Genomic DNA, 19,649 nt, shown 5'->3' with positions numbered 1-19,649 from the left:
CTCGGCGACCAAACCGACCGCTCGGCGATGTCCCGACGGTTCTGTCGTGTGTGGTGTGACCATCCCCCTTCGATACCCTTTACCACCTACGTTCCGAAACGCGTGCTATGAGTTCTGTTCCCGAACGCTCCGAGGTCGACGAGGACTATACCTGGGATCTCGAGAGCATCTACGCGTCCGACGACGACTGGGAGAGCGCCTACGAGACGGTCGCCGAGCGCGTCGACGAACTCGCCGCGTACGAAGGACAGGTTACCGACGACGCCGACACGCTCCTCGAGACGCTCGAGTTGCGCGACGAGATCATGCGCGAGGTGTCGATGGTCGCCTCCTACGCTCGAATGCGTCGCGACGAGGACACGACGAATCAGCAGTATCAGGCCCTGACGGCGCGAGCGCAGTCGCTCGCTTCCGACGCCCACTCCGCGGCCTCGTTCATCGATCCCGAACTGCAGGAGCTGACGCGCGAGGCGTTCGACGAGATGGTCGACGCGGAACCGGCGCTCGAGACGTACGACCACTACGTCGACGACGTCCTGCGGATGAAACCGCACACGCGCTCGGCCGAAGTCGAGGAGTTGCTCGCCGAACTGGGCGAAGTCACGGGCGCGACGGGAGAGGTGTACAACATGCTCGCGAACGCGGACATGGCGTTCCCCACGGTCGAGGATTCCGACGGTGACGCCGTCGAAATCACCCAGAGCAACTTCGTCAACCTGCTCAAACGGCCGAACCGCGATTTCCGCCGGACGGTCCACGAGGAGTACTACGACGAGTGGGAGTCGCTCCGAAACACGGTCGCCTCGGCCTACAAGAACAGCGTCAAGGCCGACGTCAAGACGGCCCGGGCGCGAAACTACGACACGGCTCGCGAGGCCGCCCTCGACGGTCCCAACGTCCCCGTCGACGTCTACGACACGCTCGTCGACAGCGTCCACGAGAACATCGACAAGCTCCACCACCACGCCGAACTCAAGCGACAGGCCCTCGAGGTCGAAGAGCTCCAGATGTGGGACGTCTACATGCCCCTGACCGGCGACGAGGGTCCCGACGTCGAGTACGATCAAGCCGCGGAGTGGGTCGTCGACTCCCTCGCGCCGCTGGGTGAGGAGTACCAGTCCCGCGTCGCCGAGGGTCTCGACTCGCGCTGGGTCGACGTCTACGAGAACGAGGGCAAGCAGTCCGGGGCGTACTCGGGCGGCACCTACGACACCCAGCCCTTTATCCTGATGAACTATCAGAACGACATCTCCTCGATGTACACGCTGGCCCACGAACTCGGCCACTCGATGCACTCCGAGTTGACGAAAGACGAACAGCCCTTCGTCTACTCGAACTACGAAATCTTCGTGGCCGAGGTCGCCAGTACGGTCAACGAGGCCCTGCTGACGAATCACTTGCTCGAGACCGTCGACGACCCCGAGTTCCGCAAGCACGTGCTCAACGAATTCCTGGAACGCGTCCGCTCGACGCTCTACCGACAGACGCTGTTCGCGGAGTTCGAACACGAGGCCCACCGCTTAGAGGAGGAGGGCGAACCGCTGACGGCGGACCGACTGGACGAACTCTACCGCGGACTCAAATCGGAGTACTACGAGCCCGCCGTCGTCGACGACCACATCGCCCGCGAGTGGATGCGCATCCCCCACTTCTACCGCGCGTTCTACGTCTACCAGTACGCGACCGGGATTTCGGCCGCGCTGGCCATCGTCGACGACGTCCTCCCGAACGGAGCCGGCAGCGAGCCGAACCGCGACGCGGCCGAGGACTACCTCGAGTTCCTCCGGCGCGGTTCCCGGGAGTATCCCCTCGAACTGCTGCGCATCGCCGGCGTCGACATGAGCAGTTCGGACCCGATCGATCGCGCGCTCGAGAGCTACGGCCAGCGACTCGAGGAGATGGACGCGCTGCTCGAGTAGCGTTCCTCCCCGTATATCGAGGGTTCCGCCGCGCCGTACTCTGATTCGAAAACCGTCCGGGACCCAAAGGCACATTTATCATCGGGGACTTACCAGCGTACGTCAGGATGTCTCGAAGCCCGTCTATCCCAGACCGACCTCACCGCGATATCGATCCCGATCTCCCCGACGATGAGCGGCTCGAGGCGCTCCGCGGGCACTTTGCGGATCTCGCGGAGGTAAACGAACAGCTCACCGAGCAGCTCGAGGAGGCCGAACAGCGTCGCCAAGACCTGCGCGACCGCGTCGAGCGCGTCGAGCGCGAGAACGAGACGCTCAAGAGCTCCTCGCTGTACATCGCCACCGTCGAGGACGTCCTCGAGAACGACGAAGTGATCGTCAAACAGCACGGCAACAACCAGGAGGTGCTCACGGACGTCTCCCCGCGCATCGTCGAGGAGGTCGATCCCGGCGACCGCGTCGCGGTCAACGACTCCTTTGCGATCCAGACGGTGCTCAACGCCGAGACCGACGCGCGCGCCCAGTCGATGGAGATCACGGAGAAGCCGGAAGTAACCTACGCAGACATCGGCGGGATCGACGAGCAGGTTCGCGAGGTCCGCGAGGCCGTCGAACAGCCGCTGGCCGAACCCGAACTGTTCCACGAGGTCGGGATCGAGCCGCCGAGCGGCGTCCTGCTCTACGGCCCGCCCGGGACCGGCAAGACGATGCTCGCCAAAGCCGTCGCCAACGAGACCGACGCCACCTTCATCAAGATGGCCGGCTCGGAGCTCGTCCGGAAGTTCATCGGCGAGGGCTCCCGACTCGTCCGCGACCTCTTCGAGATGGCCCGCGAGCGCGAGCCGGCAATAATCTTCATCGACGAGATCGACGCCATCGCCACGACTCGCACGGAGTCGAAGACCTCCGGCGACGCCGAGGTCCAGCGAACGATGATGCAGTTGCTCTCCGAGATGGACGGCTTCGAGGCCCGCGGCGAGATCCGCATCATCGCCGCGACGAACCGCTTCGACATGCTCGACCGCGCCATCCTCCGCCCCGGTCGCTTCGACCGACTCATCGAAGTCCCCGAGGCCGACCGCGACGGCCGCGAGCAGATCCTCGAGATCCACACCCGGAACATGAACGTCGCGGACGGGGTCGACTTCGCCGACTTGGCCGACGACACCGACGGCTACTCCGGTGCCGAGATCGAGAGTCTCACCACCGAAGCCGGCATGTTCGCGATCCGTAACGACCGCGAGCAGGTCCACCACCAGGACTTCGTCGAGGCCTTAGAGAAGATCGAGAAAGACGACTCGAGCGAGGTCATCTCGTCGGCGGGTTACTTCTACCAGTAAGCGGTTTCTTCCCCGATTTGCTTCGACCGACTTATTAGACGTGTGATACTATCGGTGCGTACAGCGACGTATGAGCCTCGAATCCGCGTTTCGTCGGTACCGATAGGTCGGACAGTGGCTCGAGGCTCACCCGTTCGTTCACGGTCTCGTTCTCGCGGGTGTCATCGGCTCGAGTTGGGCGGTCAGCTCGATCCTGATCGCCGGTCAGTCACCCCCGGAAGCGGCTCGGTACGGGCTCGCCGCCGGAATAGCCGCGTTCGTCGTCGCGGGTAGCGCCGCACTCGTTCGCCGGTAGATTTCAGCGAGGAGAGTCGCGAGACGACGCGCCGCTCGGCGGGTTCGGCCTCGGAACCGCAACGCCTTACGCCCTCGGTCCCCGAACGCGAGTATGAGCACGATTCGAGTCGTCTGGGGGACCGCGTCCGGCCCCACGGCGATGTCGTCCTACGACGCCGCGCTCGCGGACGCCGGCGTCGAGAACTACAACCTCGTCTCGGTCTCCTCCGTGATTCCCGCGGACGTGAACGTCGAAGCCGTCGGCACCGCACCCGATCTCGGTCCCGCCGGCGAACGGCTGACCGTCGTCGAGGCTCGAGCCACCGTCGCCGGCCCCGGCCGAGCCAGCGCGGCGCTCGCGTGGTCCCAGTCGGTCGACGACGGGCCGGGGCTGTTCTACGAGACGTCCGGAGAGACGGACCGCGAGGACGTCGAACGACGCGTTCGCGAAGGGCTGGCCGCGGGCCAGGAGCTTCGTGATTGGGAGTTCACCGAACCGCGGGTCGCCGTCGAGAGCACGCAAGCCGAGTCGGGCGTGCACACGACGGCGCTCGTTCTTGCGGTGTACGGCGAGAGCGAGCCGATCTGTTGAGCGAACGGGTGGTCTTATATTCTTTTCCGTTAACCTGACATAGCCAATAATACAGTGGAACATTCATTCAAATTATGACTTCGATGTGAACTTATTTATACTCGGCCATATAGAATGTCGTATGGCTAGTAATAATAGTCATCGAATGTCTCGTAGAAAAGCACTTTCAGCAATCACAGCGGGTAGTGTTCTAATGCTATCCACTCCCGTTAAGGGAACTCCCAGTAATCGACCAGATACAGGAACAGGCAAAGTTTATCGAGAAGGTACAAGAGCCAGCCCAATTTGTGCTGATGCAATATCTGACCTCCAAGCAGATGAGTTCAATCGAATCAACGATGATGATTTGGTTGATGACAAACTCTTAGCCGTTCCGTCCAAAGCAGACATGCATGATATCGTATCATACGCACATTATATTGACAATGACGGTGTTATGCATTCTCATTTCGGTTACGCATTATCTGATTCATTCTCTCCAAGAGAAGATCTCAGGTACGAACCTATTGAAGACACAGAAGTGGCTGAATACAATACAGAACTCTCTCAAGAGGAAATATTGAGTGAGGTCCCTGCTAGTGAAATTGAACTACCGCGCTCGGACGTTAGTGAGAGACGTAATAGCACAAAAGACTTTCTGGAAAACAGTAGCGGTATGACTGCAACAAAGAGCAGTGAAAGAGACACCTTCTCTACCCAGAGTAGTGGTTTCGACACTGATAATTTGGATCATCGACGATATGTTCAAGACGATTTCGGTGATTGTCCAATTGGATTCGTAAACACAGAGCATGAGGTAATGAGAGGAACAGGTGACCATAACGATCGATGGGCGATAGGGACTACTCAATCGATCATTCCAGGTACAAACGAAGGCTGTGTAGACGACTGGCAAAACGATGAGTTAGGAATCCGTCACGAATGGATGAAAGCTCGGACCTGAATGGCACTCGTAGGGACCATGAACCGTCTGGTCCTAATTCTGGTAGTGTAGATACTTACCTTGAATTCACATATGGGGCACCTACTATCGGATTCAGTTTCGATACCCCTGACGTATCAAGGTCCGATAATTCGGACCAGACTAACTTTGATCTTCATTATGAATTCAATAGTGGAAGATCAGATACAGACAATTTCCGCTCATCGTCTATAGCTACTTTAGATGATTCACCAAACGTTAACAGGAGAGTTGTTATGACCAGACAACAGGTCCAATTCCGAGATCGCCTCTGTACTGGCGGTGCATGCTTCTGGCGGTACAGCGATAGCGACAGCCGATATGATATCCTATATCAGGGCTGACTAAGCCCCTTCTATTCTTACCCTTAGTTTTTTAGCAAACGAGCACAGAATTATTTTATGGAAGAATCAATATCACGCCGCAGTCTTATTACTACTATTGGGACGATAAGTTTTGCTGGTTGCACTCTCACAAGTAACGATCATTCTATTTCCCTCCCTAGTAATGAACTCTCAGAATCACTCGACGCTCTCGACCACGAGTGGCGAATGGGGCGTGTCGATCGACGGAACTCGGGGCACGTAGAGACGGAGAGCAGCGCAGCGCCGGTCGATCTCGTCTGGTCGCACTCCGATATCGGTGTCTACACGGAGCCGGTATTCACAGAAGACCGGTTGTTCTACGTCGATCGCGAGCGAGAACTCGTCGGGGTGGACCTCCAAACCGGTACGGAACTGTGGTCGGTACCCGACGGGAACGCGTTCTATCCCATCGCGATCGACGAGCAGCACGTGTACAATCACGCGATCGCTACTGAGACGCCGTTCGTCGCCCGCGATAGCGAAACCGGTGAGAGACGGTGGGCCGCCGATATCGGTGCCCTGACCGCACCGAAGCTGTACGACGATTCGGTGTACGTCGTCGAAACCCGCACGGGGAGACTCGTCCGATTCGACGCGGAATCCGGCGACGTCCGCTGGGAGTACGAACTCGCGGGATCGACCGCCCAGCTCGCCGTCAGCGAAGACGGTATTTCAGGGATTTCGAACGGCGGATCCGTCGAGTTCGTCGACCACGGTGGCGACGGTCTCTGGGAACGAAGCCTCGATCGAGGGCCGGTTGCACACGCTCAGCACGCGGACCTCGTGCTGTTCTCCACTCGCGACGGGACACTCGTCGCGCTGGATCGAGCCACTGGCGACGCCCGCTGGCAGTACGACACGGAGAGCGAGGCGATCGTCTCCAATCCGACCACCGTCAACGACCGCGTCCACGTCCTCGACCGCGACGGCGTCGTCCACGCAGTCACCGTCGACGGCGATGCCGTCTGGACGTGGGACACCGATACGGACGGTGACGGCTGGAACGGCGAGCTTTTCAACTACGAGATCAACGCGACGAACAACTGGCTCTACGTACTTGGATTCGACGAGCACGTCCACGTTCTCGATGCCGATACGGAGTCCATCGACGCCGAATCCCGTTGGGATGTCGGAACCGTCACGTCGCCGCCAGCCGTCGCCGGAGACGTCGCGTTTCTCCAGAGTGGTGGTGATTCGATCCGCGCCTTCGAACTGGAATGAGTGATCGAAGGATGTTGGATGCGTACGCGTATCGTGCTCGGATTGTCCGAAGGCGAATCCTTTTGACCCGGCAGCGCATTGTGACCGGCACACACATCTTATGAACGGAAATACGCCGTACGCAGGGCTGCCGGGAGAGACGGGTGCTGGTCAGCGTGCCGCGGCGGACGTTCCGGACCTCTCGAGGGATCAGAAACGACTGCTTCACCGCGACGTCTCGCGAATCGCCGCCCGCACTCGCGAGTTCCTCCCCAGCGAGTACGTCGTCGACTCCGACGTCTCGAGCGGGATGACCGGTCCTCAGGTCACCGTCGCCGTTCGGCCGCCGGTGGGTCACGCGGTCAGCGCCGGATTTACGCCGGACCTCGAGGACGTCGCAGCCGGCGAGGAGGTCATCACCGCCGACGAGCGCAGCGAGGTGGCTCGGGGGTTGGCCGCCAGCGCGGCCCTACAGGTGAAACAGGCGGTCAGCAACAACGTGACGCCGACCGGAAAGTAGTTGCGGCTCTGTTGCGTTTCGGGTACGTTCACCATGCGAGCGTAGTGAACAGGGCTGTTTTGATGATGATTTGGTGAGGGCGAGTGTATCGTGCCGCTGGCAGCAATGATTTCCACGTCCTCCCCAACCGATTCGCTCGCTCCACGGTCGCTCGCTCATCCCTCGCACGTTTTCGTCGCCCGACCTCACGCTCGTTCGGTCGACCGACAGCGTGCGCCGCTGCACGTGGTTAGGTCAGTCCGAACAGAAACGTCTCTACCTCTACTGAACGGATACTCTATGATCCTCTTTCGGAGACCGTCGACCGTGCGTAGCGATGCAGTCAGTACAATAACTGCTCGAGTTGGTGCCGTCGGCGCTCGAGATCGATTTCCGGCTCGAGTTCGGGATCGTCGACGAGCCGATCGAGCACCAGCAGCGGATCCGTTCCCGCGCGTTCGACCGCCTCGAAGAGGTCTTCGATCGCTGCCCGATTAGTCGCGAGCGACGAACACAGGCCCAGCGCGAGCGCGAGCGGAACCGCCGCCTCGCCCGTCGGAAACGCGTCGCTCACGCGTGTGAAATCGGGATCCTTGCCCTCGCCCTCCGCCGGTTCGACGGTGAGGCAGCGCGTACAACACGCCGCGGCCGACGACCGTTCCGGTGCGTACTCGCGGTACGGTTCGGGAATCGCAAACGCGACCGTCGGGGAATCACAGACTGAACAAGTCATAAGAGAACTGGTCGGAGCCGATCAGTCGCCGCCCGGAACGCCGCCCGCAGTCGACTGCTCCATATCGGGTTCGGCCGTGCTCTCGTCTCCAACGTCGGGGGCCGCTTCGTCCTCCGCTTCGGCCTGACGCTCTTCTTTCTCCTGCTGTTCTTTCTTCTCCTTGATCTTCTTCAGGCGGAAGGTCTCCTCGCGTTCTTGCTCCTCGAGTTTCTGCTCGATGTACTCTTGGTTGTCGTAGAGGTCGGGCAGGAGTTTGAACTCGAGGGCGTTGACGCGCCGTTTCGTCGTCTCGATTTCGCGGAGCATCTTCTTCATCGCGGTCTCGACCTCGGCGGCGAGGATGATGCTCTCGAGCAGGTCCTCGTAGGCCTCGGCGGCCTCGTCGATGCGGGCGGAGGTGCCCATGATCCCGTAGCCACGCTGATCGAGGCTCTTCGAGACGCGCGAGGACTCGATCTGCGGAACGACGACGCCCATGATGTTCTTCGACTCGGTGGTGATCTCGGGGTGTTCCTGCAGCGCGGCGGCGGCCCCGCGAACCGCGACGTCGCCCTCCATGGCTCGCGCCATGTTGATCTTCTTCTGAGCGTCCTCGTAGTCCTGTGCGAGGTCGCCGCGGACGTCCTGGGCCTTGTCCAGGATGTCCATGAACTCCATGATCAGCCCGTCCCGTTTCTTCTCGAGCGTCCCGTGCCCCCGCTCGGAGAGTTCGATGCGATCCTCGATCTCCATCAGGTTCTTGCGGGTGGGCTTGACGTCCTTGGCCATCTTGTGGGAGGATTGCGCCCCCAGTCGGATAACTGTTTACAGTTTCCCTGGCCGCTGCGGCCGTGGGACGGCCCTCGAGCGCGTGGACTCGCCCTCGATCGGAGTCACGCTCACCCCTGTCCGACCATGCGGTCTTCGTCCTCCCACTCCTCCTGACGAAGTTCGTACTTCTGAACCTTCCCGGTTGCCGTCGTCGGCAGCTCCTCAACGAACTCGATCTCCCGAACCACCTTGTACCCCGCGAGGTTGTCTCGCGTAAAGTCGACGAGTTCGTCGACAGTCACGCCGGGGTCGTCCGGATCGCCGCCCTCGGGCACGACGAACGCCTTCGGCGTCTCGCCCCACTGGTCGCTGGGGGCCGGGATGACCGCCACGTCAGATATTTCGGGGTGGTCGAACAGCGTGTCCTCGAGTTCGATGCTCGAGATGTTTTCGCCGCCGGAGATGATGATGTCCTTCTTGCGGTCCTGGATCGAGACCATCCCGTTCTCGTCGACGGTCGCGAGGTCGCCCATGTGGTAGTAGCCCTCGATCCGGTCGTTGAACGCTTCCTCGGTCTCTTCGGGCTTGTTCCAGTACTTCTCCATGATCTGGTTGCCCCGAACGACGATCTCGCCGATCGTCTCGTCGTCGCGGGGGACGTCGTTCCCGTCCTCGTCGACGACACGGACCTCGGTCCCCAGATAGGCGAGGCCCTGCCGTTTCTTGATCCGGAACCGGTCGTCGCTGTCGTCGTCGAAGTGCCGTCGCGCGTCCGAGGTGGTGATCAGCGGGCCGGTCTCGGTCGCACCGTAGACGTGTTTCATGTACCAGCCGAACTCCTCTTCGACGGTTCGGATCGTCGCCTCCGGCGGCGCGCTGCCGGCGGTGGCCAGCCGAACGTCGGCGTCGCCCGTCGTCTCGGGTTCGTGCTCTGCGTAGTGACTGGTCAGCATGTTCAACACCGTCGGCGCGCCGCACATGTAGGAGACGTCCTCGCTACGGACCGCTTCGAAGATGTCCGCGGCGTCGACGCCGCGGGTACAGACGTGTTTCGCGCCGATCCCGGTCACCGCGAAGATGTGTCCCCAGCCGTTGGCGTGGAACATCGGCAGCGTCCAGAGGTAGACGTCGTCGTCTCGGAGCTCCTGATGGGCGGTGATCAGATAGGCGTGAATCGTCTCACAGCGGTGGGTTCGACAGACGCCCTTCGGATCGCCCGTCGTCCCCGAGGTGTAGTTGATCGTGATGATCTCGTCCTCGCTCATCTCGGGGCGGTCGTACTCCGTTCCGGCCGCTTCGAGCATCTCGTCGAACGATTCCCATTCACCGTCTACCGCGTCCGCGTCGTTCGTGATGAACGTCTCCGTCGGCACCGACTCGCGGACCGCCTCGATGTTCTCGGCGTAGTCGTAGTCCGCGTAAATTGCGTCGACGCCCGCATCGTTGAGGATGTACTCGAAATCGTTCGGCGTCAACCGATAGTTCAGCGGCGTGTGGACCGCGCCGAGTTGCATGATCCCGTAGGCGGCCTCGAGGTGGTAGTGCGTGTTCGGATCCAAGACGGCGACCCGATCACCCTTCTCGATACCGCGTTCCTGTAGCGCCGCCGAGAACCGATCGGCGCGCTCCCCCAGTTCGCCGTAGGTGAACCGGTCACCCGTCGTGGCGACCACGGCCTCGTCGTCGCCGTAGTGCGTCCGCGCCCGGTCGAGAAAGTCCGTTGTGAGCAGTGGCTTGTGCATTAGTACCACACATTCGGTCCTTCACCGACGAGACGTACAGAAGTTTCGGTCGCTCGCAGTTCGGCGCCCTCCGTCTCGAGCGTGTGACGAATCACGGATATCGAACGCGTGGAGCCGACCCGACTGTCTCCGGACTCGAGGTCAGTTTCTGACGACGCGAATGTCAGGGTTCGGCTGCTCGTCGATATAATTAGTATCGGACGGCGGAACGATGTCCAGTTCGATCGTACCCATATCCTGGTCGTCGCGAAGCGACTGCCGACCGTCGAAATTCAGCACAGCCTGGTGATCTTCGAGGTCGTCGTAGGCACCCTCGAGGTCATCGGGGACGGCACCGGTCTCGGCGCGGAGAACGTCCTCGAGTAGTGCCGATCCATCGGTAGCGATCACCGTCGCGCCCGGCACAATCTCCCCGTCCTCGTCGATAACCGAAACGACGACTTCCGCGGCTTTCCCGTCTGCGTCCGCGTCGATCAGCTGATCATCCTCGGCGATTTCGACCGTCACTTCGGTGTCCTGACCGGATACGTCGACGACGCCGGCGTACCACGTCCCCTCTATTTCGAGGGCGAGAACGTCCATCAACTCCGATGCCGTCTCCCCATCGGTCTCGAGGTCGAGTTCGTAGGTGAGCCACTCGCCCGCTGTCACCTCGACGTCTAGTTCGTCGCGGGCCGCCTCGATCACGTCGTGGTCGTCCGTCGACTCGGCACAGTTCGCAGCCGTGAGATCGTAGTTGTCGACGGCGTGGGCAAATCGACCTTCGAGGTAGTCGACGAAAAACTCCCGGTCGTACTCTTCGAGATACTCGTGGGGGTAGTACTCCCCGGCCGCCTCGAACTCTCCTTCGAAGGTCGTCTCGAGGAACCCGGTGCCAGCCTCGCAGGCGGTTGCGTACGACTCGTCTTCGTCGGCGGGATCGTCGTCACCGTTTTCGGGCCCGCTCCCGGCGTCGGTTGTCGCGTCGTCATCGTCGCTCGACTCGCTACCGAACCCGTCGAGACAGCCGGCGACGCCGACCGTCAGACTGCCGGCCGCCGCTGTGGAGAGCAGCCGTCGCCGCGAAATGCGATCGTCCATACGCAATCATGTTGAATGGAATGAAATAACTATTGTCATTACTTCCAGCCCGTCAGCGTTCGGGCGCCGCTCGAGCTGGCCGATCGACTTTCGGTGAGAGCGAACCGGGAGAAATGGAATAACGAAACCGCGCCGATCAGTCGGCCGAGACTTCGGCGGCTTCCGTTTCGTCTTCGCGGTAGTGCTCCGCGATGAGGTCCTCGTCGATCCGGTTGAGGGACTCCTTCGGGAGCTCCGACAGAAGGTCCCAGCCGAGTTCGATCGTGTCGTCGATCGAGCGGTTGTTGTCGTACCCCTGCTGGATGAACTCCTCCTCGAATCGGTCGGCGAAGTCGAGATACTTGTTGTCCAGTTCGGAGAGCGCCTCGCGACCGACGATGTTCACGAGGTCGCGCAGGTCCTCACCCTCCGCGTAGGCGGCGTACATCTGGTCGGAGACGTCGGCGTGGTCGCCGCGGGTCAGCCCCTCGCCGATCCCGTCGTCCATCAGCCGCGAGAGCGATGGCAGGACGTTGATCGGTGGCTCGATCCCCTGGCTGTTCAGGTCCCGATCCATCACGATCTGGCCTTCCGTAATGTAACCGGTCAGGTCCGGAATCGGGTGTGTGTCGTCGTCGCCGGGCATCGTCAGGATGGGAATCTGCGTGACCGACCCCTCCTTGCCCTCGATTCGACCGGCGCGCTCGTAGAGCTGTGCCAGGTCGGTGTACATGTATCCGGGGTAGCCACGCCGACCCGGAACCTCCTCGCGTGCGGCACCGATCTCACGAAGCGCCTCACAGTAGTTCGTGATGTCGGTGAGGATGACCAGTACGTGGTAGCCCTTCTCGAAGGCGAGGTACTCCGCCGTCGTCAGGGCGAGTCGCGGCGTGACCGTCCGCTCGACTGCGGGGTCGTCCGCGAGGTTCATGAAGACGACCGAGCGCTCGAGTGCGCCGGTGCGCTCGAAGTCGTCCATGAACTCGTTTGCTTCCTCGGCGGTAATTCCCATCGCACCGAAGATGACTGCGAACTCCGACCCCTCTTCGTCGTCGCCTTCCTCTTCCTCGGGCACCGACGCCTGGCGGGCGATCTGGAGCGCGAGGTCGTTGTGGGGCAGTCCGGAGCCCGAGAAGATCGGGAGCTTCTGGCCACGAACGAGCGTGTTCATGCCGTCGATACCGGAGACGCCGGTCTGGATGAACTCCTCTGGGTACTCGCGGGAGTAGGGGTTGATCGCCTTGCCGACGATATCGATGCGGTCGTCGGGGACGATCTCCGGACCGCCGTCGATCGGGTTGCCGGAGCCGTCGAGCACCCGTCCGAGGAGATCCTCGGTGACGGGCATCTTCATCGTCTCGCCCAGGAATCGGACGGAAGCGTTGCGGTCGATACCGCCCGTTCCCTCGAACACCTGGATCGAGACGACGCCCTCGCTCGATTCCAGCACCTGTCCGCGCAGCGTTCGGCCGTCGTCGGTTTCGATCTCGACGATCTCGTCGTAACCGACGGGTTCGTCGACCTCGGCGAACACCAGCGGGCCGCTGATTTCCGTGATTGTTTGGTACTCTTTCATCGTTAGTACAGTGCTCTGATCTGCGATTCGATCTCGGATTCGAGTTCGTCGATGTACTCGTTCCACTCCTCCGCCGTCGCCATCCGGTTGAGCCGTGGGAGGGCGTCGGCGTCCTGAATCTCCTCGGCCGGAACGCCAGCGTCGAGCGCCTCGAAAGCCTCGTCGTTGAACGTTCGGATCGCGCCGAGCATCCGGTAGGTCTTCTTCGGGTCGCAGTAGGTGTCGACGTCGTGGAACGCGTTCTGCTGGAGCCAGGCTTCACGCAGGTAGCGTGCGACCTCGAGGGTCAGCTGCTGGTCTTCCGGCAGGGCGTCCTTGCCGACGAGCTGAACGATCTCCTGCAGTTCGGCCTCCTCGTCGAGCACGTCGACCGCCCACTGGCGAACCTCCGGCCAGTCTTCGGCGACGTTCTCTCGGAACCAGGGGTCGAGCTGCTGTCGATACAGCGAGTACGACTCGTTCCAGTTGATCGAGGGGAAGTGCCGACGCTCCGCGAGGTCGGCGTCCAGCGCCCAGAACGTCTTGACGATACGCAGGGTGTTCTGCGTGACGGGTTCGGAGAAGTCCCCGCCGGGCGGCGAGACGGCACCGATCGCCGTCACCGATCCCTCGTCGCCGTTGAGCAGCTGGAACTTGCCCGCGCGCTCGTAGAACTCCGAGAGCGACGCGGCGAGATATGCGGGATACCCCTCTTCGCCGGGCATCTCCTCGAGTCGGCTCGAGATCTCGCGCATGGCCTCGGCCCACCGGGAGGTGGAGTCGGCCATCAGCGCGACGTCGTAGCCCATGTCGCGGAAGTACTCCGCGATGGTGATCCCCGTGTAGATACAGGACTCGCGGGCTGCGACCGGCATGTTGGACGTGTTCGCGATGAGGCACGTCCGGGACATGAGCGGCTTGCCCGTCTGCGGGTCCTCCAGTTCGGGAAAGTCCTCGATAACCTCGGTCATCTCGTTCCCGCGCTCACCACAGCCGACGTAGACGACGATGTCCGCGTCGGCCCACTTGGCGAGCTGGTGCTGGGTGACCGTCTTCCCGGAACCGAAGGGGCCGGGAATCGCGGCCGTCCCGCCTTTCGCGATCGGGAAGAGGCCGTCGAGAATTCGCTGCCCCGACACGAGGGGGATCGTCGGCGTCTCCTTCGTCTCTGCAGGGCGGGCCTCACGAACGGGCCACTCCTGGTGCATCGTGATCTCCTCGCCGGAGTCGAGTTCGACGACGGTTTCGTCGACCGTGAACTCTCCGCTCTCGGTCGCCGTCACTTCGCCACCCTCGTAGTCCGGCGGGACCATCACGCGGTGCGTGATGCTCTCGGTCTCGGGCACTTCACCGACGACGTCGCCGGCTTCGACTGCGTCACCGACCTCGACGGTCGGAGTGAACTCCCACTCCGTCTCGAAGTCGATCCCGGGGGCGTCGACCCCGCGGTCCAAGAACGCCGTCCCCATCTTCTCCTCGAGGACGTCGAGCGGGCGCTGGACACCGTCGTAGATGGCGTCCAGCACGCCGGGTCCGAGGTCGACAGAGAGCGGTTCGCCCGTGTTCTCGACGGGTTCGCCCGGGCCGACGCCGGAGGTTTCTTCGTACACCTGAATCGTGGTCAGGTTCCCTTCGATCTCGATGACCTCGCCCATCAGCCCTTCGTCACCGACGTAGACGACGTCGTTCATCCGGGCGTCGAGGTCCGCGGCGGTCACGACCGGACCGCTCACGCTTTCGATTACACCGTCTTCGTCGACGGTCTGGGTGTCTTCTGCCTGGCTCATAGTTTATTGTTCGTCTTCGTCCATCAGGTCGATACCGATCGCACGCTTGATCTGGTCGCGCAGTCCGCCGCCGCCGGTTCCGCTTCCGATCGTGACGACGACCGGCTCGACGCTCGTCTCGACGGTCTGGCGCACGTTCCGCGAGAGGAACTCCAGATCGTCGTCGTGCATGACGACGATCCCGACGCCGTCGTCCTCGAGGACGTCCGTGACGGCGTCGTCGAGTTCGCTCTCCTTCTCGTCGTCCGGGACGTTCTCGGAGCGACGGACTCCCGCGAGGCGGAAGCCGGTCGTGAACTCCGGACTGCCGACGACTGCGATTTCCTGACTCATAGGATCACCAGCTCCTCTTCGATCTCGCTCTCCTCGAGTCCGACCTCGCGTCCGCGAGCGATCGCACGGATGTTCTCGACCTCGCGCTCCTTGGCGAGGATGTACGACAGCACGGCCGAGATCGAGGCCGGGTAGATGCTCGAGAGCGTGTCCGCGTACTCGAGCAGCGCAGCGTCTAGTGCGTGCTCGAACTGGATAAGGCTGTCAGCGTTCCGCAGCCGATCCATCGCTCCGGAGAGTCGCTTGCCGTAGCGTTTGTTCTCGCCGATGTGATCGACGAGCGCGTCGTAATCGTTGACGAGTCGGCTCAGCTCCGACTGGTCGAACAGGACGCCGCCCTCGATGTAGTAGGACGCAGGATCGAGGTCGGCACCGCTGCGAGCGAGTCGCAGGGCGTTCCGGGCGTTCCGGAAGTCGATCTCGGCCTGCAGGAACTCGACGTACTTCGCTTCCGGCCCCTCCTGCGGCTCGGCAATCGGTCCGCGAGAGAGATCGTCGAGCAGGTGCTCGTAGAACTCTCGGTCCAGTGCGTTCTCGAGGGGGACGAGCGCACCGGTCTCTTCGAACTCCTCGTACGCTTCCGTGAGGGGCTCGTAGTAGATCGTTCGATTGAGGACTTCGATCGCGTCCTCGATCTCGTCGACCTCGAGCAGTCGATCGATCGTCGCCTCATCGAGTTCGCCAGCCATGATCAGGTCCGTCCTGATCTCCTCGGGATCGGTTTCGGTGTAGATCCCGCGGATGATCGTCTTCAGGTTCCAGACGTCGAACTTCCGGAGGTAGCGAGCGATGAGGTCGTACAGTCGACCGTCCGACCAGTCGAGCAAGTCCTGGAAGTGTTTCGCGAGATTCCGGTTCAGCGCGTACTCGATCAGGTCGACACCCGAAAAGCGTGCGCCGAGTTCGTTGATCTCGCGTTCGTACTCCGATTCTTCCATGAACCGTGCGATCCCGCTCGGCCCCATCCGGATCAGCTTCCGATAATCTTCGTCCGCGAACAGCGAGGCTCGGCGTGACCGAACGCGAGCGTTCACGTATTCCGGATTCGAGGCACCTACGCTCATTGTTCGAAGAGTCTGTTGCTGATCTCCCGGAGGTTGTCTTCCCAGACGTCCTCGAGCAGCGAGTCGAACGTGTTGTTGACTCGGACTCGAGACTGGTCGCTTTCGACGAAGACGCCACCGAGGCAGTCGTGCTCACCGGCGTACTCGTAGCCGTCGTAGTCGTCGAGGATCGACGTGATCAACTCCTCGTCGCTTTCGCGACCGTAGACGCTGACGTCGTCGCCCTCGTCGAACTCCTCGCTTGCCGCCTCGAGGAGGGTTCGCGTCAGCTCCTCGCGAGTGTCTCCCTCGAGGGCGGCGAGCTCGTCCTCGACCTGCTCGCGAACGTCGCCGAGGACGTCACGGCGGGCCTCCAGGCGCTTCTGTTTCGCCTCCAGTTTCGCACTGGAGAGTCGCTGTTCGCGAAGCTGCTCGATCTCGCGCTCGACAGCCTGCTCCGCATCGCTGAGGATCTCCTCGGCGTCCTCCTCGGCGGCCGATTCGATCTCGTCGGCGCGCGCTTCGCCCTCCGCACGGATGTCCTCCGCACGCGCGTGGGCCTCTTCTCGAATGTCTTCTACGACTGTATCCAAACTCATTGGTGAGAGAAGGGGGGTTGTTTTAGACGATGAAGACGACGACCAGTGCCAGGATCACGAGCGTCTCTGGAAGGACGGTCATGATCAGGCCTGGAACGAACATATCGTCGTCCTCGGCCATTGCGCCGACCGCAGCGGCGCCGATACCGCGCTCTGCATATCCGGCTGCGAGTGCCGCGAGACCGACTGCCAGTGCCGCTGCACCTTCGTTCTCGAGGGTTGGGCCGCTCACTTCTTCTGCTTGCAGTGCAACATCCGCCAGTTCAGGTCCGAGTTCAAGTGCCATTGTAGTTAGTCCTCGCTGTTATTTCGATCGTGTCCGAACGGTTCGTAGTTCTTTCCACCGCCTTCATAAAACTTCCCAAAGAACTCGACGTACTCGAGCCTGATACCCTGTAATCCGGCACTTGTGATACCAAGTAGCAAGACCAGGATATGTCCGAGTACCAGCACGAGAATGCCGAGTGCGAAGGCGGCGATCGCGACTGCTCCGTCGCCGATGTAGAACAGGCCATCGAACATGACCTGTCCGTCCTCGGGTCCGTAGCCAGTCCACGGCGCCATGAAGGGACGTGCCCCCTCAGGCGTCTGGACGGCTCCGAAGGTCAGCAGGTTGACGACGAACGCCATCCCACCCTTTGCGAGCAGGACGGCGGTCATTCGTGCGTAGGAGACGACGTGTGCGAACGGCATGGCGAACTCGGCCAGTTCGACCGGGTCGCCGACTGCCAAGAGCACGACGCCGAGGATGACTGCCAGGAGCGGCAGCGTAATCTCGACGCCGCCGATCGAGAACAGATCCATCATTGGGAAGCCGCTGAATCCGAACGCGAACGGCTCGCCGTCGAACGCGGTGTAGATGAAGTCAGGCTTGACGTGCGCTGCCTGCTCCGTGAACACCCACACCCAGAGTCCGTTGAGCATCAGGAGCCACGAGCCGCTGTGGGTGATCGCACCCCAGAGACCGTGACCGTGCTGGATGTTTTCGACGAAGTCGAGGATCCAGCCGATGTTCAGGTGAAGCACTCCGAGTGCGACGGCGACGATCAGCCAGGCGTTGACGAACTCTGCCGTCGCTGGCGAGAGTCCCTTGTCTCCCATCGGCGCACCGCCGTCACCGAAGATCATGTAGCCGAGTTCGTGGAGTCCGAAGAACTCCCCGAACAGGATCCCGAAGAAGATCGTGAACGCGCCACACCACATGGCGACGCCCCCGAGACTCGTGATCCCCGGACTATCGAAGCTCTGGTACATGTAGAATCCGGTCAGCACGTACAAGAGTCCGTACCCGACGTCGCTGATCATGAACCCGAAGAACAGCGGGAACGTCAGGAACAGGAAGATCGTGGGATCGAGTTCGTTGTACTTCGGTCGGTTGACCGCCTGTACCAGCGTTTCGAACGGCTTGGCTGCCGACGGATTCTTCTGAATCGTCGGCGGCTCGTCGCTCATCGTCACGGCCGAGCCACCGTCCGTCATGGCCTTCTGCTGCTGGCCATCTTCTTCCGCAGCCGCATCTTCGTCGTCTTTCGCCGCCTGGGTACCCTGCTGGATATCCTCCGTGTGGGTTTTCCCGTGACGGTCGTAGCTCGCTCGCTCGAGCTCTTCGATCTCGACGCTCTCGCCGACGGCGTCGTTCAGCGACGCGACGAGATCGTCGTACTCGTCGCTCGGGATCCATCCTTCGGCGATGAACGCCCGACCCGTCGTCGCGAACTGCAGCGGCGCGTCGGCCTGCTGAACCTCGATGGTTAGCTCCTCCTCTACACGCAGGAGGAAGCCGGCCTCGTTCGCCTTGATCTGCTCGAGTTCGGCGTCGATATCTTCGATCTCGTACTCGAGTTCGCGTTTACGTTCCGACAGCTCGTCGACGTACGCACTCGGCGTCTGGTCGGTCTCCGGCACCGGATGCCGAGTGAACTCGACGCCGACCAGGGCGTCGTCGATCGGACTCGAGCCGGCGTCTGCGGTGGGTGCAGCCACGATAGCCACAACGTCGCCACCGGTGAACGTCTCGTAGGCTCGAATCTCGTCGGACGCGGCGACGGCGTCTTCGACCTGGGCGCGCGGCCCTTCGCCGACGACGACGTCGACCGTGTCGTACCCCGACAGGAGGTCGAGGTCGATTCCGAGCTCCGCGAAGGGAGCGACCCGACTGATCTTCTCTTCGACCTGTCGAAGCTCCTCGCGAGTCTCGCTGCGCTGGTCGTCGAGCTCGTTGACCCGCGTTCGGATCTCCTCGAGGCGCGACTCCCAGTTCTCCTCGAGGGCCCCCGGTTCGGCCTCGTCGGCCGACAGCTTCAGGGTACTCTCGAGGGCGCGGACCGTCACCAGTTTCTCGGAGGCGTCGTCGGCTCCTTCGATGGGGTTCCCGTTGTCGAACCCCTCCCAAGAGCCGTCGTAGTCCGAGAGGTGAACCAGGTTCAGTCCGTGGATCGTCTCGATGACCGCGGGCATGACGCCCTTGGAACCGGTCACCGAGACCTTGCTCATCCGTTCAGGTCTGAGCATGGACGTCCTCCTGGAACAGTTCGACGACGTGGTTCGTCACTTCGTCGACCCGATCCTGGGCACGTTCGGCTAGCGCCGCACGCTCCTGTTCTCCTTCCTCGAGGACGCGTTCGCACTCCTCGTCGATCTCTTCGCGCGCCGCCTCTAGCTGGCGCTCCGTGAGATCCCGCGCTTCTTGTTCCGCTTCCGTGCGAATCTCCTCGGCACGTTTCCGGGCCTCGGCTATTCGCTCGTCGCGGTCGTTCTGTGCCAATGCGACGATCTCGTCGGCTTCCTCTTCCGCCGACTGTATTCGTTCGAGAACCTCTGGCCTCGGCATACTCTAAGCGGGTGGACGTTTACAAGGGCGCGTATATGGTAGTTGCGAAAGTCATCCAGCGATTCC

18 protein-coding genes are annotated in these 19,649 nt (G+C 61.9%); 6 read left to right on the top strand and 12 right to left on the bottom strand.

What is annotated here, in order from left to right; genetic code table 11:
* The first annotated feature begins 107 nt into the window (after window positions 1-107).
* From pepF to BLT08_RS18265, 6 genes are all read left to right on the top strand, one after another.
* Window positions 108-1,919, top strand: a complete 1,812-nt coding sequence (pepF, locus tag BLT08_RS18285) for an oligoendopeptidase F (protein ID WP_090310858.1) — start codon at window positions 108-110, stop codon at window positions 1,917-1,919.
* Window positions 1,920-2,026: 107 nt separating this feature from the next.
* Window positions 2,027-3,259 (top strand): proteasome-activating nucleotidase Pan2, encoded by a 1,233-nt coding sequence (gene pan2 / locus BLT08_RS18280; RefSeq protein ID WP_090310856.1) that lies wholly within the window; start codon window positions 2,027-2,029, stop codon window positions 3,257-3,259.
* A gap of 388 nt (window positions 3,260-3,647) precedes the next feature.
* Complete coding sequence (locus tag BLT08_RS18275; RefSeq protein ID WP_090310853.1) at window positions 3,648-4,127, top strand: pyruvoyl-dependent arginine decarboxylase; 480 nt, start codon at window positions 3,648-3,650, stop codon at window positions 4,125-4,127.
* A 121-nt stretch (window positions 4,128-4,248) separates the two neighbouring features.
* Window positions 4,249-5,070: a hypothetical protein gene (locus tag BLT08_RS22675; RefSeq protein ID WP_139171332.1), complete on the top strand. Its 822-nt coding sequence runs from the start codon at window positions 4,249-4,251 to the stop codon at window positions 5,068-5,070.
* Between the two features lie 569 nt (window positions 5,071-5,639).
* Window positions 5,640-6,674 (top strand): outer membrane protein assembly factor BamB family protein, encoded by a 1,035-nt coding sequence (locus BLT08_RS18270; RefSeq protein ID WP_175529376.1) that lies wholly within the window; start codon window positions 5,640-5,642, stop codon window positions 6,672-6,674.
* 100 nt (window positions 6,675-6,774) lie between these two features.
* Entirely contained in the window at window positions 6,775-7,173 is a 399-nt protein-coding gene (locus tag BLT08_RS18265; protein ID WP_090310848.1) for a DUF5811 family protein, read from the top strand.
* Between the two features lie 322 nt (window positions 7,174-7,495).
* On the opposite strand, the gene BLT08_RS18260 is transcribed toward BLT08_RS18265, so the two are convergent.
* From BLT08_RS18260 to ahaH, 12 genes are all read right to left on the bottom strand, one after another.
* Window positions 7,496-7,885 carry a DUF6276 family protein gene (locus tag BLT08_RS18260; protein WP_090310846.1) on the bottom strand — a complete coding sequence of 130 codons (390 nt, stop codon included), beginning with the start codon at window positions 7,883-7,885 and terminating at the stop codon, window positions 7,496-7,498.
* 21 nt (window positions 7,886-7,906) lie between these two features.
* The gene (locus BLT08_RS18255) at window positions 7,907-8,653 is read right to left on the bottom strand and encodes a V-type ATP synthase subunit D (RefSeq protein ID WP_090310844.1); all 747 of its coding nucleotides are present in this window, start codon (window positions 8,651-8,653) and stop codon (window positions 7,907-7,909) included.
* A 110-nt stretch (window positions 8,654-8,763) separates the two neighbouring features.
* The gene (locus BLT08_RS18250; protein WP_090310842.1) at window positions 8,764-10,377 is read right to left on the bottom strand and encodes a long-chain-fatty-acid--CoA ligase; all 1,614 of its coding nucleotides are present in this window, start codon (window positions 10,375-10,377) and stop codon (window positions 8,764-8,766) included.
* 141 nt (window positions 10,378-10,518) lie between these two features.
* On the bottom strand, window positions 10,519-11,457 hold the full coding sequence (locus BLT08_RS18245; RefSeq protein ID WP_090310839.1) for a DUF7382 domain-containing protein: 939 nt from the start codon (window positions 11,455-11,457) through the stop codon (window positions 10,519-10,521).
* Window positions 11,458-11,593: 136 nt separating this feature from the next.
* Window positions 11,594-13,012 (bottom strand): ATP synthase subunit B, encoded by a 1,419-nt coding sequence (locus BLT08_RS18240; RefSeq protein WP_090310838.1) that lies wholly within the window; start codon window positions 13,010-13,012, stop codon window positions 11,594-11,596.
* 2 nt (window positions 13,013-13,014) lie between these two features.
* Window positions 13,015-14,778 carry an ATP synthase subunit A gene (locus BLT08_RS18235; protein ID WP_090310837.1) on the bottom strand — a complete coding sequence of 588 codons (1,764 nt, stop codon included), beginning with the start codon at window positions 14,776-14,778 and terminating at the stop codon, window positions 13,015-13,017.
* A 3-nt stretch (window positions 14,779-14,781) separates the two neighbouring features.
* A complete protein-coding gene (locus tag BLT08_RS18230) occupies window positions 14,782-15,111 on the bottom strand; it encodes a V-type ATP synthase subunit F (protein WP_090310835.1) in 330 nt (109 codons plus the stop codon).
* Window positions 15,108-16,175: a V-type ATP synthase subunit C gene (locus BLT08_RS18225; RefSeq protein WP_090310833.1), complete on the bottom strand. Its 1,068-nt coding sequence runs from the start codon at window positions 16,173-16,175 to the stop codon at window positions 15,108-15,110. Before BLT08_RS18225 ends, BLT08_RS18230 begins: the two co-directional genes overlap by 4 nt.
* Entirely contained in the window at window positions 16,172-16,753 is a 582-nt protein-coding gene (locus BLT08_RS18220; protein WP_090310831.1) for a V-type ATP synthase subunit E, read from the bottom strand. Before BLT08_RS18220 ends, BLT08_RS18225 begins: the two co-directional genes overlap by 4 nt.
* Before the next feature lie 22 nt (window positions 16,754-16,775).
* The gene (locus BLT08_RS18215; RefSeq protein ID WP_006089740.1) at window positions 16,776-17,039 is read right to left on the bottom strand and encodes a hypothetical protein; all 264 of its coding nucleotides are present in this window, start codon (window positions 17,037-17,039) and stop codon (window positions 16,776-16,778) included.
* Window positions 17,040-17,044: 5 nt separating this feature from the next.
* Window positions 17,045-19,264: a V-type ATP synthase subunit I gene (locus tag BLT08_RS18210; RefSeq protein ID WP_090310829.1), complete on the bottom strand. Its 2,220-nt coding sequence runs from the start codon at window positions 19,262-19,264 to the stop codon at window positions 17,045-17,047.
* Window positions 19,251-19,583: an ATP synthase archaeal subunit H gene (gene ahaH / locus BLT08_RS18205; RefSeq protein ID WP_090310827.1), complete on the bottom strand. Its 333-nt coding sequence runs from the start codon at window positions 19,581-19,583 to the stop codon at window positions 19,251-19,253. Before ahaH ends, BLT08_RS18210 begins: the two co-directional genes overlap by 14 nt.
* Between the last annotated feature and the right edge of the window lie 66 nt (window positions 19,584-19,649).

Source organism: Natronorubrum texcoconense, assembly GCF_900100335.1.
GTDB lineage: Archaea > Halobacteriota > Halobacteria > Halobacteriales > Natrialbaceae > Natronorubrum > Natronorubrum texcoconense.
Note: the sequence above shows the minus strand (reverse complement) of the source record. Positions and strands in the feature narration are given on the sequence as shown.